The 21,635-nt window shown below is 70.6% G+C and carries 26 protein-coding genes; 12 read left to right on the forward strand and 14 right to left on the reverse strand.

Annotation, left to right across the window (positions count from 1 at the left end; genetic code table 11):
- Positions 1-91 precede the first annotated feature (91 nt).
- Genes HWV07_RS18225 through cruF form a run of 3 tightly spaced genes read left to right on the forward strand, consistent with a single transcriptional unit; the run spans position 92 to position 3,297 of the window.
- Complete coding sequence (locus HWV07_RS18225) at positions 92-1,567, forward strand: phytoene desaturase family protein (RefSeq protein ID WP_178335692.1); 1,476 nt, start codon at positions 92-94, stop codon at positions 1,565-1,567.
- Positions 1,568-1,595: 28 nt separating this feature from the next.
- Positions 1,596-2,480, forward strand: a complete 885-nt coding sequence (locus tag HWV07_RS18230; RefSeq protein ID WP_178335693.1) for a prenyltransferase — start codon at positions 1,596-1,598, stop codon at positions 2,478-2,480.
- A complete protein-coding gene (gene cruF / locus HWV07_RS18235; RefSeq protein ID WP_178335694.1) occupies positions 2,473-3,297 on the forward strand; it encodes a bisanhydrobacterioruberin hydratase in 825 nt (274 codons plus the stop codon). Before HWV07_RS18230 ends, cruF begins: the two co-directional genes overlap by 8 nt.
- Here the strand turns inward: cruF and HWV07_RS18240 are convergent.
- From HWV07_RS18240 to gcvT, 4 genes are all read right to left on the reverse strand, one after another.
- A complete protein-coding gene (locus HWV07_RS18240; protein ID WP_178335695.1) occupies positions 3,294-4,244 on the reverse strand; it encodes a phytoene/squalene synthase family protein in 951 nt (316 codons plus the stop codon). The genes cruF and HWV07_RS18240 overlap by 4 nt on opposite strands.
- A 131-nt stretch (positions 4,245-4,375) precedes the next feature.
- Positions 4,376-4,759 (reverse strand): glycine cleavage system protein GcvH, encoded by a 384-nt coding sequence (gene gcvH / locus HWV07_RS18245; RefSeq protein ID WP_178335696.1) that lies wholly within the window; start codon positions 4,757-4,759, stop codon positions 4,376-4,378.
- A 58-nt stretch (positions 4,760-4,817) separates the two neighbouring features.
- Positions 4,818-7,289, reverse strand: a complete 2,472-nt coding sequence (locus HWV07_RS18250) for a PAS domain-containing sensor histidine kinase (protein WP_178335697.1) — start codon at positions 7,287-7,289, stop codon at positions 4,818-4,820.
- A 42-nt stretch (positions 7,290-7,331) separates the two neighbouring features.
- Positions 7,332-8,420 carry a glycine cleavage system aminomethyltransferase GcvT gene (gene gcvT, locus HWV07_RS18255; protein ID WP_178335698.1) on the reverse strand — a complete coding sequence of 363 codons (1,089 nt, stop codon included), beginning with the start codon at positions 8,418-8,420 and terminating at the stop codon, positions 7,332-7,334.
- A 217-nt stretch (positions 8,421-8,637) separates the two neighbouring features.
- Between gcvT and HWV07_RS18260 the strand changes: the two genes are divergently transcribed.
- The 4 genes from HWV07_RS18260 to HWV07_RS18275 all read left to right on the forward strand — a co-directional run bounded on the left by HWV07_RS18260 (position 8,638) and on the right by HWV07_RS18275 (position 12,058).
- On the forward strand, positions 8,638-9,978 hold the full coding sequence (locus tag HWV07_RS18260; protein WP_178335699.1) for a sodium:calcium antiporter: 1,341 nt from the start codon (positions 8,638-8,640) through the stop codon (positions 9,976-9,978).
- A gap of 54 nt (positions 9,979-10,032) precedes the next feature.
- Positions 10,033-10,485: an NYN domain-containing protein gene (locus HWV07_RS18265; protein WP_178335700.1), complete on the forward strand. Its 453-nt coding sequence runs from the start codon at positions 10,033-10,035 to the stop codon at positions 10,483-10,485.
- An 86-nt stretch (positions 10,486-10,571) separates the two neighbouring features.
- Entirely contained in the window at positions 10,572-11,408 is an 837-nt protein-coding gene (locus tag HWV07_RS18270; protein WP_178335701.1) for a TatD family hydrolase, read from the forward strand.
- Positions 11,409-11,464: 56 nt separating this feature from the next.
- Positions 11,465-12,058 (forward strand): DUF7978 family protein, encoded by a 594-nt coding sequence (locus HWV07_RS18275; RefSeq protein ID WP_178335702.1) that lies wholly within the window; start codon positions 11,465-11,467, stop codon positions 12,056-12,058.
- Here the strand turns inward: HWV07_RS18275 and HWV07_RS18280 are convergent.
- The 6 genes from HWV07_RS18280 to HWV07_RS18305 form a co-directional block, all read right to left on the reverse strand.
- Positions 12,053-12,589 (reverse strand): GNAT family N-acetyltransferase, encoded by a 537-nt coding sequence (locus HWV07_RS18280; RefSeq protein WP_178335703.1) that lies wholly within the window; start codon positions 12,587-12,589, stop codon positions 12,053-12,055. The two genes, HWV07_RS18275 and HWV07_RS18280, sit on opposite strands and share 6 nt — an antisense overlap.
- On the reverse strand, positions 12,582-13,256 hold the full coding sequence (locus HWV07_RS18285) for a metal-dependent hydrolase (RefSeq protein WP_178335704.1): 675 nt from the start codon (positions 13,254-13,256) through the stop codon (positions 12,582-12,584). Before HWV07_RS18285 ends, HWV07_RS18280 begins: the two co-directional genes overlap by 8 nt.
- A complete protein-coding gene (locus tag HWV07_RS18290; RefSeq protein WP_178335705.1) occupies positions 13,256-13,927 on the reverse strand; it encodes a metal-dependent hydrolase in 672 nt (223 codons plus the stop codon). Before HWV07_RS18290 ends, HWV07_RS18285 begins: the two co-directional genes overlap by 1 nt.
- An 82-nt stretch (positions 13,928-14,009) precedes the next feature.
- Positions 14,010-14,216, reverse strand: a complete 207-nt coding sequence (locus HWV07_RS18295; RefSeq protein WP_178335706.1) for a helix-turn-helix transcriptional regulator — start codon at positions 14,214-14,216, stop codon at positions 14,010-14,012.
- On the reverse strand, positions 14,213-14,605 hold the full coding sequence (locus HWV07_RS18300; RefSeq protein ID WP_211694175.1) for a DUF2178 domain-containing protein: 393 nt from the start codon (positions 14,603-14,605) through the stop codon (positions 14,213-14,215). Before HWV07_RS18300 ends, HWV07_RS18295 begins: the two co-directional genes overlap by 4 nt.
- A gap of 39 nt (positions 14,606-14,644) precedes the next feature.
- Positions 14,645-15,058: a DUF2178 domain-containing protein gene (locus tag HWV07_RS18305; RefSeq protein WP_178335708.1), complete on the reverse strand. Its 414-nt coding sequence runs from the start codon at positions 15,056-15,058 to the stop codon at positions 14,645-14,647.
- 135 nt (positions 15,059-15,193) lie between these two features.
- On the opposite strand from HWV07_RS18305, the gene HWV07_RS18310 reads away from it, so the two are divergent.
- Complete coding sequence (locus HWV07_RS18310) at positions 15,194-15,898, forward strand: helix-turn-helix domain-containing protein (RefSeq protein ID WP_178335709.1); 705 nt, start codon at positions 15,194-15,196, stop codon at positions 15,896-15,898.
- A 45-nt stretch (positions 15,899-15,943) separates the two neighbouring features.
- On the opposite strand, the gene HWV07_RS18315 is transcribed toward HWV07_RS18310, so the two are convergent.
- Positions 15,944-16,318 (reverse strand): 30S ribosomal protein S8e, encoded by a 375-nt coding sequence (locus HWV07_RS18315; RefSeq protein ID WP_178335710.1) that lies wholly within the window; start codon positions 16,316-16,318, stop codon positions 15,944-15,946.
- Positions 16,319-16,426: 108 nt separating this feature from the next.
- Between HWV07_RS18315 and HWV07_RS18320 the strand changes: the two genes are divergently transcribed.
- Positions 16,427-16,741, forward strand: coding sequence for a cupin domain-containing protein (locus tag HWV07_RS18320; protein ID WP_178335711.1), 315 nt, complete (start codon positions 16,427-16,429; stop codon positions 16,739-16,741).
- Positions 16,742-16,818: 77 nt separating this feature from the next.
- Positions 16,819-17,346 (forward strand): HPP family protein, encoded by a 528-nt coding sequence (locus HWV07_RS18325; protein WP_178335712.1) that lies wholly within the window; start codon positions 16,819-16,821, stop codon positions 17,344-17,346.
- Between the two features lie 5 nt (positions 17,347-17,351).
- On the opposite strand, the gene HWV07_RS18330 is transcribed toward HWV07_RS18325, so the two are convergent.
- Genes HWV07_RS18330 through HWV07_RS18340 form a run of 3 tightly spaced genes read right to left on the reverse strand, consistent with a single transcriptional unit; the run spans position 17,352 to position 20,079 of the window.
- Positions 17,352-18,350: a DUF7972 family membrane protein gene (locus HWV07_RS18330; protein WP_178335713.1), complete on the reverse strand. Its 999-nt coding sequence runs from the start codon at positions 18,348-18,350 to the stop codon at positions 17,352-17,354.
- A gap of 55 nt (positions 18,351-18,405) precedes the next feature.
- Positions 18,406-19,470 (reverse strand): DUF7972 family membrane protein, encoded by a 1,065-nt coding sequence (locus HWV07_RS18335; protein WP_178335714.1) that lies wholly within the window; start codon positions 19,468-19,470, stop codon positions 18,406-18,408.
- A 39-nt stretch (positions 19,471-19,509) separates the two neighbouring features.
- A complete protein-coding gene (locus HWV07_RS18340) occupies positions 19,510-20,079 on the reverse strand; it encodes a MogA/MoaB family molybdenum cofactor biosynthesis protein (protein WP_178335715.1) in 570 nt (189 codons plus the stop codon).
- 126 nt (positions 20,080-20,205) lie between these two features.
- On the opposite strand from HWV07_RS18340, the gene HWV07_RS18345 reads away from it, so the two are divergent.
- Both HWV07_RS18345 and HWV07_RS18350 read left to right on the forward strand, forming a co-directional pair.
- Entirely contained in the window at positions 20,206-21,261 is a 1,056-nt protein-coding gene (locus HWV07_RS18345; RefSeq protein WP_178335716.1) for a zinc-binding dehydrogenase, read from the forward strand.
- On the forward strand, positions 21,254-21,583 hold the full coding sequence (locus HWV07_RS18350) for a DUF7977 family protein (RefSeq protein WP_178335717.1): 330 nt from the start codon (positions 21,254-21,256) through the stop codon (positions 21,581-21,583). The genes HWV07_RS18345 and HWV07_RS18350 overlap by 8 nt, the downstream gene beginning before the upstream one ends.
- Positions 21,584-21,635: the final 52 nt, after the last annotated feature.

Here is a 21,635-nt window from a genome sequence, read left to right on the forward strand (position 1 = left end):
CCGACAAGGCCGTTTCCCCGACCGTCCCGCGCCGGTATCGGAACCTTCCGGGTCACCGTCGTTTATGGGCGGGGCGGTCGTACGTCGGCGTATGCCTGCCCGTTCGGTGGTTGTCGTCGGCTCAGGGTTCGGCGGGCTCTCGACCGCCTGCTACCTCGCCGACGCCGGGTTCGACGTGACCGTCCTGGAGAAGAACGAGCAGCTCGGCGGCCGCGCCTCCGTGCTGGAGGCCGAGGGGTTCCGCTTCGACATGGGGCCCTCCTGGTACCTGATGCCGGACGTCTTCGAACGGTTCTTCTCGCACTTCGACCGCCGGCCGGCGGACTACTACGACCTCGAGCAGCTGGACCCCCACTACCGCGTCTTCTTCAAGGACGGCGACCGCATCGACGTCACCTCCGACCGCGAGGCGATGTACGACGTCTTCGAGTCCCACGAGGCCGGCGCCGGCGACGCCCTCCGGGAGTACCTCGAGACCTCCCAGGAGCACTACGAGGTCGCGATGGAGCACTTCGTCTACACCGACCGGCCGCGGCTCCGCGACTGGGTCGACCCCGCGGTGATGAAGGCCGCCCCCATCGGACTCCAGCTGCTCGGGACGATGGACGACTACGTCGCCGACTACTTCGAGAACCAGAAGCTCCGGCAGATCATGCAGTACTCGCTGGTGTTCCTCGGCGGCGCGCCGCACAACACGCCGGCCCTCTACAACATGATGAGCCACGTCGACTTCAACCTCGGCGTCCACTATCCGGAAGACGGGATGCGGTCGGTCGTCGACGCCTGCGTCGACCTCGGCGCGGAACTGGGCGTCGACTACGAGACCGACGCCGAGGTCTCGGAGATCGTCAACCGCAAGGACGGGTTCACCGTCGAGACGGCCGCCGGCGACTACGCGACCGACTACGTCGTCAGCGACGCCGACTACGCCTACACCGAGCAGGAGCTCCTCCCCGAGCACGAGCGGCAGTACGACGCCGACTACTGGGACGACCGGACCTACGCGCCCAGCGCGTTCCTGCTCTACCTCGGCGTCGAGGGCGACGTCGAGCCGCTCGAGCACCACACCCTCGTCCTGCCGGAGGACTGGGACCCCCACTTCGCACAGATCTTCGACGAGCCGTCGTGGCCCGACGACCCGGCCTACTACCTCTGTGTCACCTCGAAGACCGACGACGACGTCGCCCCCGAGGGACACTCGGCCCTCTTCGCGCTCGTCCCGGTCGCCCCCGGCCTCGACGACGGCGAGGAGGTGCGGACGTGGTACCGCGACCTCCTCCTCGACGACATCGCCCGGAACACCGGCGTCGAACTGCAAGACCGCATCGTCTTCGAGGAGGCATTCTCTGTCTCGGAGTTCGCCGACCGCTACAACAGCTGGAACGGGACGGCGCTGGGGCTGGCCCACACCCTCCGGCAGACGGCCATCCTCCGGCCCGGCCACCGCTCGGACGCCTGCCCGGGGCTGTACTTCACCGGCTCCTACACGACGCCCGGTATCGGCGTCCCGATGTGCCTCATCAGCGGCGAGCACACCGCGAACGCCCTCGTCGAGGACGTCGGATAGCGATGACCGACGCCGACTCCACCCACCCATGACCGACGGCACCACCGACGCGGTACTCGACCGCGCCCTCCCCGGCGAGGAGACGCTCGCGGGCTACCTCCTGCGGACCTCCCGGCCGCGCTTCTGGCTCTACCTCGCCGGGCCGGTCATCGTCGGGGTCGCCTACGCCGCCTCCACGATAACCGAACTGTTCGCGCCGGTCGCGGTCGCGCTCTTCGCGTACTTCCTCCTGCCGGCGAACGTCTTCCTCTACGGGGTCAACGACGTCTTCGACGCCGACGTCGACGCCGAGAACCCCAAGAAGGCCGACCGGGAGGTCCGCTACCGCGGCGACCGACTGGTCCCGCTCCTCGTCGCCGGCGCCGGACTGCTCGGCCTGGCGTTCCTCCCGGTCCTCCCGGCGGTCGGCGCCGCCGCGATGATCGCGTTCCTCCTGCTCGGCGTCGAGTACAGCGCCCCGCCGCTGCGGTTCAAGACGACGCCGTTCCTCGACTCGGTGTCGAACGGCCTCTACGTCCTGCCGGGCGTCGTCGCCTACGCCGCCGTCGCGGGGGAGGCGCCGCCCGCCGCGGCGGTCGCCGCCGGCTGGCTGTGGGCGATGGGGATGCACACGTTCTCGGCGATCCCCGACATCGAACCGGATCGAGCGGCCGGCATCGAGACGACCGCGACCCTGCTGGGAGAGGGGCGGACCTACGTCTACTGCGGGGGCTGTTGGCTCGCCGCGGCCGCGATCTTCGGGCTCGTCCACCCGTTCTTCGGGGCCGTCCTCGCCGTCTACCCCCTGTTCGTCGCCGGCGTCGCCCTCACCGACGTCGACGTCGACCGCGCCTACTGGTGGTTCCCCGCGATCAACACCCTCGCCGGGATGGTCCTCACGATGGGCGCCCTGTGGGTGATGCTGCTTGGCTGAGGCGACGCTGCCCGCCCGCGGCCCCGTCCAGCGCCGGCTGGACGAACTCGTCGCCGAGAACCGGTTCGTCATCGCGGTCGTCTTCCCGGCGGTCGGCGCGGTCACGCTGCTGGCGTCCGCCGAGGGACTGCTGCCCGAGCCGCTGGCCTTCAACCCCTACTTCCTGCTCGTCGGCATCGCGGTGATGCGGCTGCCGCTCGTCGCGGGCGTCGCGCCGCTGGTGACGCGGCGGGTCGCGGCCGGCGTCGCGGTGCTCTGTGCGTACACCTACGCGATCGAGGCGGTCGGCGTCCGGACCGGCTGGCCCTACGGGCGCTTCGAGTACGGCGTCGACCTCGGGCCGATGGTCGCCGACATCCCGGCGGCGCTGCCGCTGTTCTTCCTGCCGCTGGTGGGCAACGCCTACCTGCTGGGCCTCCTGCTGCTCGGCGACGCGGCGGACCGCGCCGCCGTCAGGCTCCCGGCGGTCGTCCTCGCGGTCGTCGGGATGGACCTCGTCCTCGACCCGGCGGCCGTCTCGCTGGGCTTCTGGACGTACGCGGCCGGCGGCGCCTACTACGGCGTCCCGCTGTCGAACTACGCCGGGTGGCTGCTCTCGGCGACCGTCGCGGTGGTCATCCTCGACGCGGCCTTCGACCGCGCCGCGCTCCTCGCGCGACTCGAGACCTGCCGGTTCGCGCTCGACGACCTGGTCAGCTTCGTCCTGCTGTGGGGCGGCGTCAACGCGTACTTCGGGAACTGGGCGGCGACGGCGCTGGCGCTCGCCTACGGCTACGGGCTCTGGCGCGCCGACCGCTTCGACTTCCCGTCCCGCTAGTGCGTCGGCAGGGGGTCGTCCGGCCGCGCCGGCGTCGGCTCGTCGCCCGCGACCCCCTCGCTGACCGTCCGGAAGACGGCCTCGGGGTCCTCGACGAACTGCCAGTGCCACCGGGTGCGCGCGACGAGCACTAGCTTCCGGAGCGTGCCCAGCGACGGCGTCCGGGTGAGCGTGTCGTAACCGCCCTCGCGGATCAGCCGGTGGTGGTCGGCGTAGAGGACGGCCGCCGTCAGCACCGGTAGCTGGCAGTCCGCCGGGAGGTACTGGATGCCGGCGACGCCCTCGAGGTACAGCTGCTCGGTCCGCTGGAGCTCCCGCTCGACCGCCATCGCGAACTCGCCGGTGAACCGGCGCTCCTCGACGTCCCGGACGTCAACGTCGTAGCGGTCGAGCGTCTCCTGGGGCAGGTAGATCCGGTCGCGCTCGGCGACGTCCTCGCCGACGTCCCGCAGGAAGTTCGTCATCTGGAACGCCTCCCCCAGCGTCCGGGCGTGCGGCAGCGCCGCCTCTAGGTCGTCGGGCTCCATGACGTACGTCATCATCGCCCCGACGGCGGCCGCCGACCCGCGCATGTAGGCCTCCAGCTCCTCGTAGGTCTCGTACCGCGACGTCTCGACGTCGCTGGCCATCGCGTCGATGAACTCATCGACCTCCTCGGCGGGGATGTCGTACTCCGCCCGGAGCTCGGCGAACGCCGAGACGACGGGGTCGTCCGTCAACCGCCGTCCGAGGGCCGCCTCGCGGAACTCCTCCAGTCGTCGCCGCTGTGCGGCCGGCGACGCCTCGCCGGGGTCGTCGACCACCTCGTCGGCCACCCGGAAGAAGGCGTACAGGACGTACGTGGCGCGGCGGACCCGCTTCGGTAACAGTCGCGTCGCGAAGTAGAACGTCCGACCGGTCCGCCGGTGGATCGACTTGCTGCGCGAGAGCTGGGCAGAATCGACCATCTCGTGGTTACACGTACGGCTCGGATTCGCTTATACATTGTTGCGGCTCTGCGACCGCGTCAGCAAACTCCCCCGCGGCGCCAGCGTCGCTCCCGTCTGAACCCCGGACGGTCGCTCGGTCCGTCGACCGCTCAGGCGATCTGGTCCTCGTACTCGGCGGGCGAGAGCAGGTCGTCGAGTTCACCCTCGTCGTCGAGTTCGACGTCGATCATCCAGCCGTCGCCGAAGGGGTCCTCGTTGACGAGCTCCGGCTCGTCGAACAGCGCCTCGTTGACGGCCGTCACCTCGCCGGAGACGGGCGCGTAGAGGTCAGAGACGGCCTTGATGGACTCGACGACGCCGAACTCCGCCTCCCGCTCGACGCTGTCGCCGACCTCGGGCAGCTCCACGAACACCACGTCGCCGAGCTCGTCCTGCGCGAAGTCGGTGATGCCGACGCGGACCGCGTCGCCGTCGCGGCGCGCCCACTCGTGGCTCTCCAGGTACCGGCAGTCCTCGGGTACGTCGAAGCTCATGGTTCGAGTATCTGCAGTGGGGCACGTAGTGCTTTCCCACTTCCCGCCGGTGTGCCGCTCAGGAGTCGATACCGTCTGTCGCTGGGAGCGTGAAGGAGAACGTCGTGCCCTCGCCGGGGTCGGAGTCGACCCAGATGTCGCCGCCGTGGCGCTCGACGATGCGCTCGCAGAGCGCCAGCCCGATGCCCGTCCCCTCGTGTTCGTCGCGGGAGTGGAGTCGCTGGAACACCTCGAAGACGCGCTCGTGCTGGTCCGGCTCGATGCCGATCCCTTCGTCGCTGACCGAGACGACCCACTCCTCGCCGGATCGTTCGGCGTCGACGTGGACCTGGAGCGGCGCCTCGCCGCTGTACTCGATGGCGTTGTCCAGCAGGTTCTGGAACACCTGCCGGAGCTGGCTGGCGTCGCCCGAGACGGTCGGGAGCCGGCCGACCGTGACGTCGGCGTCGCTCTCCTCGATCTGCAGGTGGAGGTTCTCGCGGGCCTCCGACAGGACGGCCTCGAGGTCGGCGGGCTCGAAGGCGTCGCCCTGCGTCTCCACCCGCGAGTACTGCAGCAGCGCCTCGATCATCTCGCGCATCCGGTCGGCGCCGTCGACCGCGTACTCGATGAAGTCGGCCCCGTCCGCGTCGAGTTCGTCGGCGTACCGCCGCTCGATGAGCTGCAGGTAGCTGGAGACCATCCGCAGGGGTTCCTGGAGGTCGTGGGAGGCGGCGTAGGCGAACTGCTCGAGGCGCTCGTTGGACTCCTCGAGCTTGCGCTCGTACTCCTTCCGCTCGGTGATGTCCTGGAGGTAGACGGAGAGGCCGCTCTCGGAGGGGTAGAGGTTGAACTCCAGCCAGGCATCGAGGTTGTCGACGAACACCTCGAAGTCGGCGGGCGCCTGCGTCTCCATCGCCCATTGGAACTGCTCGTGGTAGATGCTGTCGGTCGCCTGCGGGAACACCGACCAGATGGTCCGGTCGAGGAGCTCCTCGCGGGGTTGGCCCAGGAGCTCGACGGCCTGGTCGTTGAGGTGCGTGAACCGCCACTCGTCGTCGAGCGCGTAGAAGGCGTCGGAGACCCGATCGAGGATCTCGCTGAGCTCCGTCTCGAGCTCCGCCTTCCGCCGCTCGAGCTGTCGCTCCCGGTGTTTCAGCTCCGTTATGTCCTTCCCGGCCGTGATGACGCGCTCGAGGTCCCCGTCCGGTCCGAAAAGGGGCGCCGAGTTGATCGTGAAGTGGATGCGGTCGCCGCTCGGTCGCTCGATGACGACCTCCTCGTCGAACACCGCCTCGCCCGTGGCGACGGCGCGGGCGGTCGGCAGCCGCTCGTCGGGGATCTCCTCGCCGTCCGCGTCGTAGACGGTCCACTCGTCGGGGTTCTCGGGTTCCTCCACGATCTCCTCCTCCGTGAGGCCGAGCGACTCGCCGGCCCGCCGGTTCGCCATGATCGTCTCGCCGTCGGCGTCGTGGACGGCGATGGCGACGGGGGCCGTCCGGAGCAGCTGTTCGGTCTGGTCGCGCTCGCGGCGGAGCTGGCGCTCCCGGGCCTTCTGGTCGGAGACGTCCTCGATGGCGGCGACGACGCGGTCGCCGTCCTGCTGGCCGTCCTCGAGCGGCGCGGCGTTGATCGAGACCCACTGCCGGTCGCCGCCCGGGAACTCGACCTGGCACTGGAAGCCGCGGACCGGCTCGCCCGTCTCGACGACCCTGGTGAGGGGCCACTCCGACGTCGGGATCGGGTCGCCGTCACCGTCGTACACGTCGAGTGAATCGATGCCGTAGCCGGGGAGGTCCGAGTCGTCGATGCCGTGCCGATCGAGCATCTGCTGGTTCGCGCGGACGAAGCCCCCCTCGTCGGTGAGCACGCCGATGCTGACCGGAACCGTCTCGAGGACCTGCCGGTTGAGGTCCCGCTCTTGGCGGAGCCGCTCTTCGTACTCCCGCTGTTCCGTCATGTCGCGGGTGACCTTCGTGAACCCCCTGAGCGCCCCGTCGTCGCCGCGGACGGCCGTGATCGTGACGTTCGCCCAGAACCGCGTGCCGTCCCGCCGGACGCGCCAGCCCTCGTCCACGACGCGCCCCTTCGCGGCCGCGGTCTCGAGGTTGGTCTCGGGGACGTCGGCGGCGCGGTCGTCGTCGGTGTAGAACGTCGAGAAGTGCTCGCCGACGATCTCGGCCTCCTCGTAGCCCTTGATCCGTCGGGCGCCCGCGTTCCAGCTGGCGACCCGGCCGTCGGGATCGAGCTTGAAGATGGCGTAGTCCTGGACGGCGCTGACGAAGGCGTCGAACTCCTCGCGCTCCGCCGTCGCTCCGGTCGTCGCATCAGCCGGCTGCCACCAGACCCGGGTCCCCGCCGCGACCTCCTTCGACCGCAGGGCACCGCGTTCGGCGAGATCCGTCAGAGAGTCCTGCGCGACGTCGAGCGAGCACCCGAGGTCCGCCGCGACCTCGGCGGCCGTCCGCGGCGCCGACGGATCGTCGGACCGGGCGAAGTGGCGCCGGACCTCCTCGGTGGCCCCGTCCGGCGCCGTTCCTGGTGACCCCATGGAGGCGAGAAAAGGTGTGGGTCCATAAACACTTCGCGTGGTTCACGCCCGCTCGTAGAACGGTAGCGACGCCACCTCGGCGTGTTTCGGTTCGCCGCGGACCTCGACGGACAGTTCCGTCCCCGGGCCGGCGTACTCGACGGGGACGTAACCGAGGCCGATGGCCTCGCCGAGCGTCGGGCTCATCGTCCCGCTGGTGACGGTACCGATCGTCTCGCCGTCGTCGACGATGTCGTAGCCGTGGCGCGCGATGCCGCGCTTCTGGAGCCGGAAGCCGACCAGCTTCTCCTCGACGCCCTCCGCCTCCACCCGCTCGAGGGCGTCGCGGCCGACGAACTCGGTGCCGGTCTCCACGACGAAGCCGATGCCGGCCTCGAAGGGGTTGCGGGGGTTCTCGTCGATGTGGAAGTCCTGTCCGGAGAGCAGGAAGCCGGCCTCCAGCCGGAGCGTGTCGCGGGCCCCGAGCCCGCAGGGCTGGCAGTCCAGCTCCGACCAGACCGCCTCTGACTCGTCGGCGTCGAAGAGCAACTCGACGCCGTCCTCGCCGGTGTAGCCGGTCCGCGCGACGAGGCAGTCGACCCCCGCGACCGTCCGGCGTTCGACGGTGAACCGCGATATCGACTCCGGCGACTCGCAGTGGTCGCCCAACAGCCCGAGGGCGTCGGGGCCCTGGAGGGCGATCATCCCGTAGTCGCCGGTGGCGTTCTCGACGTCGACCTCGAGGTCCCACTCGGCGGCGTGGTCGACCCAGCGCTCGTGGGCGTCCCCGTCGTGGCCCGCGTTCGGGACGAACAGGTAGTCGGGGTCGTCGTCCGCGGGGAGGCGGTAGACGACGGTGTCGTCGACGATGTCGCCGCGCTCGTCGGTGATGGTGGAGTACTGGGCGTCGCCTGGGCCGAGGGCCGTCACGTCGTTCGTGGTCAGCCGGTTCGTCAGCTCGGCGGCGTCGGGGCCCGACACCTCGATCTCGCCCATGTGCGAGACGTCGAACTTTCCGGCGGCCTCCCGGACGGCCTCGTGCTCGGTCCGGATGGAGTCGAACTCGACGGGCATCTCCCAGCCGCCGAACTCGGTTGTCTTCGCGCCCGCGTCGGCGTGGACGCCGCCCAGCGGCGGCTCTCGGAGCGTCATACCCGGACCGTCGGCGGCGAGGGAGTAAGTAGTTCGGTTCCCGGGGTCGCGGTGGGCCGGGTCGGCGGGGCGACCCGCCGCCGAGCGCCGGCGGGGACGAACGCTCGATTTTTATAAACCAGGCGCGCGTCTCTCCGCACATCCTGTACGTGGACGCGGTCAGTCGGACGCCGTCGGCCGAGCGGCCGGCGGTCGCCTCGACGACGGAGTGCTACGCATGACAAACCGGAACGTCAAAGCGATCATGATCGTGGTTGCGGTGACGGTTCCGTGGGTCGCGGTCTGGCTCACGAGCAGCGTCCTCCCGAGTCTCGGCGTCGGGGTCCCCCACCTCGAGGAACAGCTATCGACGGTCGGCGAGGTCGCCGTCAGCGGTCTCTCCATCCTGGGGGCGTCGTTCCTGCTGGCGTGGGCGGCCGAGACCGCAGAGAAGGACGTCCCCCGGGCGTTCGCCATCGCAGTGCTGGCGGTGCTGGCCGTCGCCCCCGAGTACGCCGTCGACGCCCTCTACGCCTGGAACGCCGGCGTCAACTTCGGCACCACCCGCGGCGCCGAGGCCGGCAACCTCGCGGTCGCGAACATGACCGGCGCCAACCGCATCCTCATCGGCATCGGGTGGGCCGGCATCGCGCTGTTCACCGTTATCCGGGCCCGGACGAACGTCGACACCGCCGTCGATAAGGGATCCGGCTTCCTCGACTCCGCCGTCACCCTCGACCGCGACATCGGCCTCGAGATCGTCTTCCTGCTGGCCGCGACGACGTGGGCGTTCCTCATCCCGCTGAACGGCGGCATCGACATCCTGGACATGGCGGTCCTCGTCGGCATCTACGTCACCTACATCGCCATCGTCCTGAAGGGCGACGTCGACCCCGACCTCGACCACGTCGGGGTCCCGGCGTACCTCCAGGGGTTCCGCAAGCCCCGCCGGATCGCGACCGTGATCGCGCTGTTCGCGTACTCCGGGCTGGTCATCTTCGTCGCCGTCGAGCCGTTCGCCCACGGCCTCGAGGAGATCGGGACGAGCGTCGGCATCCCGCCGTTCTTCATGATCCAGTGGATCGCGCCGCTGGCCTCCGAGTCCCCGGAGCTCATCGTCGTCGTCTACCTCGTGAACAAGGCCCGCTCGACGGCGGGCTTCAACGCGCTCATCTCCTCGAAGCTCAACCAGTGGACGCTGCTCATCGGGACGCTCGTCGTCGTCTACTCCGTCGCGCTCGGCCGCTACGGCGCCCTGCCGTTCGACGACAAGCAGAGCGCGGAGATCTGGCTCACCGCCGCCCAGTCGTTCTTCGCCATCGCCATCCTCGTCAACTTCGAGATCTCGGTGAAGGAGGCCATCACGCTGCTGGTCCTCTTCTGCTCGCAGGTGTTCATCGAGTTCCTCATCATCCGCGACCTCGTCGCGTTCCCCCTCACCGACTACGAATTCCTGCTGGCGTTCAGCGGGATCTACCTCGTCCTCGGCTCCGTCCTGTTCGTCCGCCGCCGAAAGGCCCTCGCCGCGCTCTTCCGGCGGACCGCCGGCACGGTCCGCACCGCCTTCTCCGGCGGCTGACCCCCGGCGCCCGCCGACCGTCACCGATTTGACGGGGCCGGGCAGAGTCGACGTATGGGACTGCTGGACCGGCTCCGCGGCGGGTCGCGCCGCGGCGCGCCGCGGGTCGGCATCTTCGTCGACGGCCCGAACGTCTTCCGCAGCGAGTTCGACGTCGACCTCGACGAGCTCCGGGAGCTGGCCCGCGAGGAGGGCACCGTGGCGCTCGCCCGCGTGTACGTCGACGAGAACGCCAGCGGCGGGCTCATCCAGGCCGCCGAGGCCCGCGGCTTCGAGGTCGTCACCACGAGCGGCGACGTCGACGTGAAGCTCGGCATCGACGCCGTCGAGGCCGCCGTCGCCGACCGCATCGACACCGTCGTCGTCGTCTCCCGCGACACCGACTTCAAGCCGGTCCTGGAGCTGGCGGCCAAGCGCGGGCTGCGCACCGTCGCGGTGGCTCCGGGGACGCACGGCCGCTCGGACGCCCTCCGGAACGCCGCCCACCACGAGATCACGCTGGAGTAGCTGCGCCCGGTCGGCCCCGTCCGATCGCGGGGTCGGCGTCGGGCGCGAACACACGGCTTTTCCACGCGCCGCGAGTACACGCGTCCATGTACGACGGACCAGTCCTGGACAACCACCTCCACCTGGACCCGGTCAACGGTCGGGGCGTCGAGGCGGCCGAGGAGTTCGCCGGCGCCGGCGGCACGCACCTCAACGTCCTCAACAAGCCGTCCTGGCACCTCGTCGGCGAGGTCGACGGCGCCGACGGGTTCCGCGAGACATTCGAGATCACCGTCGAGGTGACCGAGGCGGCCGACGAGATCCTCCCCGGCGAGGCGTGGCCCGTCCTGGGCGTCCACCCGGCGCTGATCTCCCAGCTGGTCGACCGCGGCTACGACGCCGACGAGGCGGCCGACCTGATGAAGACCGGCATCGACGTGGCCGCGGAGTTCGTCGCGGAGGGGCCGGCGCTGGCGATCAAGTCCGGCCGGCCGCACTACGACGTCGACGACGCGGTGTGGGACGCCTCCAACGAGGTGATGCGGCACGCCTTCGCCCGCGGCGCGGAGGTGGGCTGTGCCGTCCAACTGCACACCGAGGGCGGCGAGGACTTCGAGGAGGTCGCCCAGTGGGCCGAGGCCGAGGGCCTGCCGCGCGAGCAGGTGGTCAAGCACTACTCGAACGGCCACGTCGAGGGGCCGATTCCCAGCGTCATCTGCGACAAGGACGAACTGGAGCGGGCCTGCGGCGGCGACTGGCCGTTCTTCATGGAGACGGACTTCATCGACGACCCGGACCGGCCGGGCGCCGTGATGGGGCCGAAGACGGTCCCGCGGCGGACGACGTGGCTCGCCGAGGAGGGGTACGAGGCGGCGCTGCGTCGGGCGCACGTCGAGACGCCCGCGCGGGTCTACGGCGTCGACACCGAGGCGGCGCTGGATTAATACGCCGGCCATACACCGCAACTTATATTTAAAGGGCCGACAACGGTCGAGTCCGTATGTCCGCCAATTTCGACGTCAACGACCTGCCGATCGTCCCCGGGGCCGTGGCCGGCCTCCTCTCGTGGATCGTCGGGTACGTGCTCACGTACCTGCTCGTCGCCTCCGACATCCGCGAGTCCGGGCTCAACCAGTTCGCCCAGGCGTTCGGCGACGGCGACGCGACCTACGAGCTCGTCGGCTGGGTGTTCTTCAACTCCCACCTCGTCGACGCGGTCATCGACGCCCCGTTCGTCGGCTCGCGGACGGCGAACTTCGTCGGCGGCGAGGACGGCTTCAGCGTCCTCCTCTTCGTGATCCCGGCGGTGCTCCTGCTCGCCGCCGGCCTCGCCGTCGGTCGCTCGCAGGGCGTCACCCGCGCCAACGACGGCGCCGTCGCCGGCGCCCTGGTCGTCCCCGGCTACCTGGTGCTGTGCATCGTCGGCGCCATCCTGTTCCGCGTCGAGGTCGGCGGCGCCAGCGGCGAACCCGACCTACTGCCGGCGATCCTGCTGGCCGGCATCGTCTACCCGCTCGTCTTCGGCGCCATCGGCGGCGTCGCCGCGGCGGTCACCACCGACGATGAACCGGCTCGCCGGCGCAGCACGTCATAACTCGCGGGCGACGATCTCACCCCACGGCTCGAAGCCGAACCGCTCGTAGAAGGCGTACGCGCGCTCGTTCTCCGGGTCCACGTCGAGCAGGAGCCTGTCGAGCGGCAGGTCCTGGTCGCGGGCGAGGTCCACGGCCGACTCCAGCAGGGCGTCGGCGACGCCGGCGCCGCGATGCTCCGGGACCACGTACAGTTCGTTGACGACGGCGGCGTCCCAGACGAACGACAGCCGCTCGGGGAGCACGAAGACGTAGCCGACCGCGTCGTCGGGATCGCCAGCGGTGCCGTACTCGGCGTCCCCGCCCTCGTGGGCGACCGTCACGCACCGCCGGTCGTCGGCGACGCAGCGGTCGACCCACGCCAGCCACCGCCGCCGGTAGTCGTCGGTCAGCTTCGCGTCGTACCTGGCGGCCTTCTCCTCGCCGCCCGTGCCGTCCGCGAGGTCGGTCTCGAACGCCGTCTTCAGCGCCCAGAGCGCGCTGCGGTCGGCCTCGTCGTCGGGGTCGTAGGGGCGGAGCGTCGCGTCAGTCATCGTTCCGGCCGGAGGGGACGGGTGATTGTAGGCGCTTCGCGACGAGGGTGAAGGCGCCGAGGCCGATCAGGTAGAGCTGCCACCCCTGGACGGCGATGGGGAACCGGCGGTCGACCGGGCCCGGGTCCGGCTCCTTCGTCGGCTGGGCGGGGCTGGCGACGTGGGTGTCGTCGGTCGTCCCGCCCTGGCCGGCGTCGACGCTGGTCCGGCCCGTCTCCGGGTCGGGGGCGACCTCCACGAACGTCTGGACGAACCCCTCGGCGGGCGCGAGGTACGCCTCCCCGGAGAGCTGGAAGAACCGGTCGTGTAGCGGGAAGAGGACGTTGATGCCCTCGAGGTGCGCCCAGTCGAAGGCCATGTGCGCGAACGCGTGGACGAACAGCGCGACCCACGCCAGCCGGACGCCGCGGGCCCCGTAGCGGCCCCGGAGCCGCGACGACTCGCGGGCGGTCTCCCAGTACAGTAGGCCGCCCGCCGATGCGGTGAACACGAGGTTGTGCAGCAGCGCCCGGTGGGCGCCGTCCATCAGGTAGCCGGCGAAGGTGTCCGTCTCCGGGATCAGCAGCGCGACGAGGACGACGGCCAGCGCCCGCCGGTCGTAGTACGTTCCCAGGAGGCCGACGGCGACGGTGAACCCGACGGCGGCGTGGACGACCGTCGACGGCATCAGCGGTCCCCTCCCTCGCCCCGACCGGTCCGGGCGGTCCGCCCGTTCGCTTCGGCGCGCCGGGCGAGGAACTTCGCGGGGACCGCCGCGGCGGCCGTCGCGACGAGGGCGGCCTGCCAGCCCGAGTCGGCGAGGCGGAGCCGGCGCTGCCCGTCGCCGGGGTCGAGCCAGCTTTCGACGTGGTGGTCGCCGACGGTCCCGGGGGAGGCCACCTCCAGCCAGCCGTCGCCGAGCGAGACGTAGGTCTGGACGACGCCCTCCTGCGTCGAGAGGACGAGTTTGCCGATGATCGCGTAGTAGCGGTCCGACAGCGGGTAGAGGACGGCGGCGCTGTCGACGTTGAAGAGGTCGAGGCCGATGCCGGCGACGGCGTAGGCGGCCACGGCGACCCAGGCGACCCGGACGCCGTACCGGCCGTACCGCGAGCGGAGCCAGGAGGCCGCCCGGAGCTCGGTGTCGTAGTAGAGGGCGACGGCGGCCGCGAGCGGGACGAACAGCGTGTGCAGGAGGGCGTTCGCGGCGCCCGGGACCACGAGCGCGAGGGCGGCGTCGAGGTCGGGGAGGGCGGCGGCCACGACGACGAGGGTGAGCGAGCGGCGGTCGAACGCCGACCCGAGCAGCGCCACTCCGAGCAGGGCGCCGACGGCGACGGCGACGAGGGTCGGCGGCATCTACCCCGTTCCTGCGCGGCCTGGGACTTAACTTCGCTGGCAGGTGGCCTCGCACCGCAACTCCGGAGTGCGGACCCGGCGGCTACTCGCTGCCGTCCGCGCCGGGGGAGAAGATGTCCTCGATGGCGCAGTCGTAGTGGTCGGCCAGTTCGAACGCGAGTTCCAGCGACGGGTCGTAGCGGTCGCGCTCGATGGCGTTGATGGTCTGGCGGGTGACGTCGACGGCCGCCGCGAGGTCGGCCTGGCTCTCGCCCGCGCCGGCGCGCCGGTCCTTCAGGTCGTTCTTCATCGGGTCCGGTAGTAGCCCATCGCGAGGAGGTAGACGCTGTACACGACCGTCGTCGTCCACGCGACCGCCGCGCTGGCCGGCCCCCACGAGAAGTGCTCGGTCCCGGCGGGGACGACGAGCGAGGGGTACACCAGCGCGGAGAGCCAGCCGAACAGCGCCAGCGTGAGGCCGCTGGCCCGCCGGTGGATGCGGTCGTCCCGTTCGTCGAACAGCCGGACGTCCACCGCGTACGGGAGCGCGGCGGCGACGGCCATCCCGACGGCGTACAGTCCGACCCCGAGTAGGGGCCGCTCGATCATCGCGCCGACGGCGAGACAGAGCCCCGCGGCGAGCCCGAAGGCGAGTGTCGATCGTCGATACGTCGCGGGTTCGAATCGTGTCGTTGTCATGGTCATCATGTCGGTCGTTCGGTCTGTCGTTCACGCGGGTCACTTCCAGCAGCGCATCCCGATGCAGAACGCTCCCAGGAGGAAGAACATGGCAGCGTAGCCGTACAGCGCCCCGAGCACGAGCGTGGGCGGTTCGTACCCGGCGGCGGAGAGGGCCGGAAGCGCCGGGCCGACGAGTATCAGTACCGCACCGACGACTCCGATGGTCCGTTTCGCCGCCTTCCGCTCCAGGGCGTGGTGCCGTTCGTCGTAGATGGTCACGGAACTCCCTCTCTGGATCCCGAGGAAGCCGAGGAACGCCGCCCAGTAGACGGCGAGGGCGGCGAGCGGCATCTCCACCTGGAGGCCGAGCAGGTATCCCGCGATCCCCACCGCGAGACAGCCGTACATCGCGTATCTGTACTTGCGTCGCTTGGAGGGCAGGTTCGTCCCCTGCGCCGCGTTGGTCGTCATGATCGGATCACCTGGAAAGGACGCTTGTCGTAAAGCGTCCTTTACAGTAAAGCGTACTTTACACACTTACTTATTCTTTTCGCCGGTTCGTGGCCGTGAAGGTACGCTTATACCGGGGGCTGCCCATCTCGGCGTATGCGCGACCCTCGCGAGGAGCTCGCCGAGCGCATCGCCGGCGAGGTCGCCCTCTCGGAGGACCCCGGGGCGACCCTCCGGAAGTGGCGCGAGGAGTTCGACGTCGCCCAGACGACGCTGGCCGACGAACTCGACGTCTCCGCGTCGGTGGTCTCCGACTACGAGAGCGGCCGCCGCGAGAACCCCGGCATCCGCGTCGTCCGGCGGGTCGTCGAGGGACTGCTCGCCGTCGACGAGCGGCGCGGCGGCGACCGCGTCCGCCAGCACGCCCGCGTCCTCTCGGCCGGCTTCGACCAGGACGTCGTCTACGACCTCCGGGAGTACGCCGCGACCGTCCCGCTGACCCGGTTCTACCGGACCATCGACGCCGAGGAGATCACCGCCGGCACCGCCGACACCGTCGCCGGCCACACCGTCATCAACAGCGTCGAGGCGATCAAGCGGCTCTCCAGCGAGGAGTTCTACCGCCTCTACGGACAGTCGACGAACCGCGCGCTGGTCTTCACCGACGTAACTCGGGGGGAGTCGCCGCTCGTCGCCCTGCGCGTCGTGACGCCGACCCCGTCGGCGGTCGTCCTGCACGGCATCGAGCCGGAGGGCCTCTGGGAGCACGCCCCCGCGCTGGCGCGGGCCGACGGCGTCTCGCTGGCGACCACGACCCGGCCGCTCGAGGAGTTGCTGGAGGCTCTCCGGGAGCTTCCCTGACCGACGGCGTCGCTGGACGGCGGAAGAGAACTGAGAACTGGCGGGTTACTCGTCGTCGACGAGGACGGCGTTGACCTGGCCGTCCTGGCCGGGTCGGGAGGTGACGCGGGCCCTGCCCTCGGAGGTCTCGATGATGGCGCCCTTCGTGATGATGTTCCGGCGGACGTAGTTCGGGTTCGAGGGGTTCTCGACGACGTCCTCGATGTCGGCCTGGACGACGCCGCCGTCGGAGGCGACGCTGGCGACGCTCCGGGCGATGGCGCGGACCTTGTCCGTGTTGCCGTGGGCGTCGACGACCTTCAGCTGCTCGTCGCCGAGGCGGGTCTCCGTCGGCGCCGAGCCGAGCTCGTGCTTTCGCTTCTTTCGAACCGGACGACGTCGCCCACCGGTGCGCTTCTTGGTGGACCGAGCGTGATTCATATGGGTAGCAAGTCCGGGCGCGTACTTCAATGCCTCGGGTTGGACTCGCCCCGATCCGGGTCGCCAGCGCCGGAACGTTGAGGGGGACGGCCCCACCCACTACACACCATGACGCTGAACGAACTCCCGGACATCGACCCGGCCGAGGGCGAGGTCGAGACCGCCGAACTGGTCGTCGAGGACGACGTCCTCGTGAAGCTGTTCGCGCTCGGGCCGGGCGGCGCCTTCGACCCGCACGTCCACGACGCGAGCACGAACGTCTTCCACCTGCTCGAGGGGGAGGTCGTCGTCACGCGCGGCGACGAGACGGAGACGCTGACCGCGCCGACGGTGGTCCACAATCCCCGCGGCGTCGAACACGGTGCACGGAACGAGAGCGACGACCGGGCCCTGCTGACGGCGAGTCTCTGTCCGCTCCCCTGACTCGCCCGCCGAGTGGACTCCCCGAAACCCGTCCTGAGTAGACAGGTCTATCATCGGGCCGCTGTCGAGTACCTGGTATGAACCGTCGGCGCGTCGGGACGAGCCTCTACGCGGGGTTCCTGTTCACGGTGCTGGGGACCGTCGCGTGGGCGAGCGGCCAGCCGTTCATCTTCCCGAGCCTCGGGCCGTCGGCGTTCATCCTGGCGTTCGACCGCCAGGGCGAGCGCACCCGCGTCTACCGCGTCGTCGGCAGCCACCTGATCGGCGCCGTCGCCGGCTTCCTGGCGTACTCGCTGCTGGCGTCGGGCGTCACCCTGACGACGACGGCGGGGGCGTTCTCCGCCGACGGGCTCCGGTTGGCCGCCAGCGGGATGCTCTCCATCGTCGCGACCAGCTGGGGGATGATCGCGACCGACGCCAATCACGCGCCGGCCTGCGCGACGACGCTCATCGTCTCGCTCGGCCTGCTCTCGACGGCGTTCCAGGTGGTCACCATCGTCGTCAGCGTCGTCGTGCTCGTGGCGGTCCACGCCGCGGTCCTGGAGTGCTTCAAGCGGGTCGTCGGCGAGTCCTACCCGCTCTACACGGGCGAGGAGACGGAGTAACCTGCCTAGTCGCCGGGGACGAACGGCCCGAAGTCGGCGGTGCGGGCGGCGATGGTCGCGATCCGAAGCGAGTAGCTCAACAGCACGATGAACGGCAGAAAGACGAGCGTGACGCCGACCGCGGCGACGACGACCAGCGTCCCGATGGCGACGTCCCCCGCGAGCGTCGGATAGACCATGACGAGGAGGCCGCCGCCGACGAGCGTCGGGAAGCCGACGTAGAGCAGCAGCCGCGAGAGGACCGCCAGCTCGTGCTGGACGTAGAGGGTCTTGAACGTCTGGCGGGCGACCGCCAGCGCCTCCAGCAGGTCGATGAGCTCGTCCAGCGGCCCGGTGTCCGCGAAGGCGTCGGTCCGCTCCAGCCGGTGGACCCGCGCGGTGTGGAGGTGGTCGCCCTGGTGGTGGCCGAGGACGGCCGTCAGGGCGTCGAAGGTCCCGAACTCCGCGTCGTCGAGCGCGTCGATCACCGGCCGTCCCTCCGCGACGAGCGCGTCGCCGAACCGCTCGACGTCGGCGACGTCGTCCTCGTCGGCGTCGTCGGCCAGCGAGCCGGGCAGCCGCCGTCCCGTCTCCACGGTCGCCAGGACGACGTGCTTCAGGAAGTCGGCGGGCGACGCCGGGCTGACGGTCTCTCCGGTGAGCTCCTCGACGTCGCGGCGGAACGAGACCATGCCCTGGAACCGGTCGGCGAGTTCGTCCGTCCAGCCCAGCTCCTGGGAGAGCACGAGCTGGTTGATCGCGAGGACGATGGTGATGAACGGGAGCGTCCCGCCGACAAGCCCCGACAGGAGCGTCACCACCGCCTGGTCGTTCCGGACGCGCAGGACGCCGCCGAGGTGGAGGGCGACGACCGCCGTGAAGACGCCCGCCGCGAGCACCGCGGAGATGACCAGCCGGTCGCCGTCGAGGAGCAGCCACCGCTTGACCGGCGACTCGGAGACGGGGTCGTAGGTGAGTTCGCTGTCCTCGTCCTCGAACGGGTCGGGCCCGTCGTCGGGGGCCATGGGGACGCTTCGACCGGGGGCTCCGTAAAACGGCCGCCACCGCGGCGGGGCTCCGTCAGTCGTCGGACCGGGCGGAGCCGCCGAAGGGCTTGGCGTCGGGGTCGGAGTTGGCGAGGAACGGGCCGATGGTGACCGTCCGCCGCGTCACGGTCGCGGTCCGGAGCGTGTAGGTGACGAGGAGCGCGGCGGGGAACGCCGCGATCGAGACGAGCGCGCTGGCGGCGTACGGGAGGTAGGTGGGCCGCAGGGTGGGGCCGCGGAGGTCGCCGTAGAGGAGCCCGAGCATCGCCGCGGCGACGAGACCGACGGCGCCGGCGACGACGATCAGCCGGGAGAACCGGGTGAGCTCCCGCTGCATGTAGGTGGTCTTGAAGTGCTCCCGCGCGACGCTGAAGAACTCCAGGACCTCCTGCAGGTCCGCCAGGGCGCCGTCGAGGGCCGGCGACGTCTCCGCCGCGTAGCCGTTCCGCAGGTGCCTCGTCGCGTAGATCTGCCAGTGATCGTCGTACCGCATCGTCGCCGAGAGCGCCGAGAACGCGCCGACGTCCGTCGACTCGAGGCTGCTGTCGAGGCCGTCGGCGCTCTCGACGACCTCGTCGGTGACGGCCTTCGCGCGCCGCCGGAACTCCTCGTCCGGGTGGTCCTCGGCGAGCCGCCGGACCGTCCGCGCCCGGTCGTCGACGACCACCGCGAGCAGTTCGAGCAGTTCGGTCGGTTCGGCGGGGACCGTCGAGATGTCCGTGGCGTCCTCGATGTCCTCGTGGAACGAGACGACGCCGTCGAGGCGCTCGCGGGACTCCTTCGGGGTGGTGAACTCCCGGGAGAGGATGAGCTGGTTGATGGAGACGACGATGGTGGTCAGCGAGAAGACGCCGGCGATCAGTCCGCTGGCCACCCGGCTCACGGGTCCGCCGTCGTCGAACGCGACGAGTCCGAGGGCCTCGACGCCGACGAGGAAACAGAAGACGAGGGCCGTCACCGCACCGGCGATGAGGATCCGGTCTCCGTCGACGAGGACCCACTCGGTCCACCGCGACGGCGGCGACCGGTCGCCCGTCGCCGGGGGCTGCTCGCCCGCGGACGACGCGAGGTCGTCGCCGTCGCTGCTGTCGGCACCCATACCTGACAATCTGCTGTCGAGACAGAAAAAGCGGGCGCCCTACGCCTCGTCGCGTCGGGCCAGCCCCGCGAGGTGGCCGGCCTCCTCGACGACGATCTCCTCGACCCCGAGGCGGACCGCGTTCTCGCTGCCGGGTAGACAGAACACGGGGACGCCGTCGGCGACGCCGGCGGCCGAGCGCGTACAGACGATCTTCGTCCCGACCTCGTCGTAGGAGAGCCGCCGGAACAGCTCGCCGAACCCGGGGAGGCGCTTGTCGAACAGCGGGTCGACGGCCTCCAGGGTCACGTCGTCCGGGGTGACGCCGGTCCCGCCGGTCGTCACGACGCAGTCGGTGTCCTCGCGGTCGACGAACCGGTTGACGGTGTCCTGGACGCGGTCGTGCTCGTCGCGGACGAGTTCGCGGATCACGACCGAGTGGCCCTCCCCCTCGACGATCTCGGCGACGGCGTCGCCCGCCGGGTCGTCCGAGAGCGAGCGCGACGACGAGACGGTGAGGACCGCCACGCCGAGTTCGTCGAGGTCGTGGTGATGGTGGTGGTACCGCTCCGGCTCGGGTTCGCCCCCGCTATCGCGCTCGTGGGAGCCCGCACCCTCGTTGTCGCTCATGGGAGCACCTCCGGACCCCATCGGGGTAAATCCCCGCCGTCGCCGTAGAGGCCGCCCGCGGGCGCCGTCCCGGGACAGCTTGCTGTCTTCGCTACTGTTTTGCACGGTGCGAGCGCACGTGGGGGTATGCAAGCCATCTTCTACGAGGAGCACGGCTCGACGGACGTCCTGGAGTACGGCGAGTTCCCGGACCCAGAGATCGGGCCCGACGAGGTGCTCGTCGACGTCAAGGCGGGCGGGCTCAACCACCTCGACGTCTGGACGCGCAAGGGGATGCCGAGCCCCGAGGAACTGCCGCACGTCCCCGGCAGCGACGCGGCGGGCGTCGTCAGCGAGGTCGGCGACCGCGTGACCCGCTTCGAGCCCGGCGACCGCGTCGTCGTCGACCCGAACCTGTTCTGCGGAGACTGCGAGTTCTGCCGGAAGGGCGAGACCTCGCTGTGCGTCGACTTCAAGATGATCGGCGAGCACGTCCGCGGCGTCCACAGCGAGCAGGCGGCCCTCCACGAGGACAACCTCATCCACCTGCCCGACGACGTCGACTTCGTCACCGCCGCCTCGGCGCCGCTGGTGTTCCAGACCGCCTGGCGGATGCTCGTCACCCGCGCGGAGATCCAGCAGAACGACAGCGTCCTCGTCCACGGCGCCTCGGGCGGCGTCGGCCACGCCGCCGTCCAGATCGCCGCCAACGAGGGCTGCGAGGTCTGGGCGACGGCCTCCTCCGAGGAGAAGCTGGAGTACGCCTCGGAGATCGGCGCCGACCACCTCGTGAACTACGAGGAAGACGACTTCGTCGACGAGATCAAGTCCGCCACGGACGGCCGCGGCGTCGACGTCGTCGTCGACCACGTCGGCGAGGCGACCTGGGACGGCTCCCTCTCGGTGGCCGCCCACGGGGGCGCCATCGTCACCTGCGGTGCGACCTCCGGCATCTCCCCGGAGACGAACATCCCGAAGGTGTTCTGGAAGCAGCTCGACATCCTCGGGTCGACGATGGGCACGCCCGGCGAGATGGACGACGTGATGGCGAAGGTCTTCGACGGCACCTTCGAGCCGCGGGTCCGCGACGTCATGCCGATGAGCGAGATCGTCCGCGCCCACGAGATGCTGGAGGACCGGGAGGGGTTCGGCTCGGTGGTCGTCGTCCCGGACAGCGAGTACGACCCCGACGACTATGAGTGACGGCTACACCCACGACCCGGACGCCATCGACGGCGACGGCCCCGGGGTGGGCGACGGCGGCGCGGCCGACCCGGACCGCGACCCGACGGCCGACGAGCAGGGCGCCCACCCGGAGGGCGTCGACCGGGAGTTCGACTGGCGCGGCTGGACGCTCGTCGCCGCCATCGTCGTCGCGTTCCTCGTCGTCCCGGGACTCATCTACCTCTACCCGCACGTCGGCTCCGCGATGGGACTGACCTTCTGGGACACCTACCTCGCGCTGCCGATGATCCCTGCCATCCTCCTCGGCATCCTCGCGGTCTGGGCGACGACCCGGCCCTGAACCCCGGAACCCCGGGCGGGCGGCGCGGAACGCTTTTGCCGTCGCAGTGTGT

The organism is Natronomonas salina, from assembly GCF_013391105.1.
Taxonomy (GTDB): Archaea; Halobacteriota; Halobacteria; order Halobacteriales; family Haloarculaceae; genus Natronomonas; species Natronomonas salina.

Bases quoted from the DNA above. Each gene is read 5' to 3' on its own strand.
- HWV07_RS18330 (WP_178335713.1), bottom strand. From the start codon at position 18,350: ATGGCCCCCGACGACGGGCCCGACCCGTTCGAGGACGAGGACAGCGAA.
- HWV07_RS18305 (WP_178335708.1), bottom strand. From the start codon at position 15,058: ATGACGACCAACGCGGCGCAGGGGACGAACCTGCCCTCCAAGCGACGC.
- HWV07_RS18285 (WP_178335704.1), bottom strand. From the start codon at position 13,256: ATGCCGTCGACGGTCGTCCACGCCGCCGTCGGGTTCACCGTCGCCGTC.
- HWV07_RS18270 (WP_178335701.1), top strand. From the start codon at position 10,572: ATGTACGACGGACCAGTCCTGGACAACCACCTCCACCTGGACCCGGTC.
- HWV07_RS18325 (WP_178335712.1), top strand. From the start codon at position 16,819: ATGAACCGTCGGCGCGTCGGGACGAGCCTCTACGCGGGGTTCCTGTTC.
- HWV07_RS18340 (WP_178335715.1), bottom strand. From the start codon at position 20,079: ATGAGCGACAACGAGGGTGCGGGCTCCCACGAGCGCGATAGCGGGGGC.
- HWV07_RS18295 (WP_178335706.1), bottom strand. From the start codon at position 14,216: ATGAAGAACGACCTGAAGGACCGGCGCGCCGGCGCGGGCGAGAGCCAG.
- HWV07_RS18290 (WP_178335705.1), bottom strand. From the start codon at position 13,927: ATGCCGCCGACCCTCGTCGCCGTCGCCGTCGGCGCCCTGCTCGGAGTG.
- HWV07_RS18345 (WP_178335716.1), top strand. From the start codon at position 20,206: ATGCAAGCCATCTTCTACGAGGAGCACGGCTCGACGGACGTCCTGGAG.
- HWV07_RS18280 (WP_178335703.1), bottom strand. From the start codon at position 12,589: ATGACTGACGCGACGCTCCGCCCCTACGACCCCGACGACGAGGCCGAC.
- gcvT (WP_178335698.1), bottom strand. From the start codon at position 8,420: ATGACGCTCCGAGAGCCGCCGCTGGGCGGCGTCCACGCCGACGCGGGC.
- gcvH (WP_178335696.1), bottom strand. From the start codon at position 4,759: ATGAGCTTCGACGTACCCGAGGACTGCCGGTACCTGGAGAGCCACGAG.
- HWV07_RS18240 (WP_178335695.1), bottom strand. From the start codon at position 4,244: ATGGTCGATTCTGCCCAGCTCTCGCGCAGCAAGTCGATCCACCGGCGG.
- HWV07_RS18250 (WP_178335697.1), bottom strand. From the start codon at position 7,289: ATGGGGTCACCAGGAACGGCGCCGGACGGGGCCACCGAGGAGGTCCGG.
- HWV07_RS18275 (WP_178335702.1), top strand. From the start codon at position 11,465: ATGTCCGCCAATTTCGACGTCAACGACCTGCCGATCGTCCCCGGGGCC.
- HWV07_RS18260 (WP_178335699.1), top strand. From the start codon at position 8,638: ATGACAAACCGGAACGTCAAAGCGATCATGATCGTGGTTGCGGTGACG.
- HWV07_RS18335 (WP_178335714.1), bottom strand. From the start codon at position 19,470: ATGGGTGCCGACAGCAGCGACGGCGACGACCTCGCGTCGTCCGCGGGC.
- HWV07_RS18310 (WP_178335709.1), top strand. From the start codon at position 15,194: ATGCGCGACCCTCGCGAGGAGCTCGCCGAGCGCATCGCCGGCGAGGTC.
- HWV07_RS18265 (WP_178335700.1), top strand. From the start codon at position 10,033: ATGGGACTGCTGGACCGGCTCCGCGGCGGGTCGCGCCGCGGCGCGCCG.
- HWV07_RS18225 (WP_178335692.1), top strand. From the start codon at position 92: ATGCCTGCCCGTTCGGTGGTTGTCGTCGGCTCAGGGTTCGGCGGGCTC.
- HWV07_RS18315 (WP_178335710.1), bottom strand. From the start codon at position 16,318: ATGAATCACGCTCGGTCCACCAAGAAGCGCACCGGTGGGCGACGTCGT.
- HWV07_RS18230 (WP_178335693.1), top strand. From the start codon at position 1,596: ATGACCGACGGCACCACCGACGCGGTACTCGACCGCGCCCTCCCCGGC.
- HWV07_RS18320 (WP_178335711.1), top strand. From the start codon at position 16,427: ATGACGCTGAACGAACTCCCGGACATCGACCCGGCCGAGGGCGAGGTC.
- HWV07_RS18300 (WP_211694175.1), bottom strand. From the start codon at position 14,605: ATGACAACGACACGATTCGAACCCGCGACGTATCGACGATCGACACTC.
- HWV07_RS18350 (WP_178335717.1), top strand. From the start codon at position 21,254: ATGAGTGACGGCTACACCCACGACCCGGACGCCATCGACGGCGACGGC.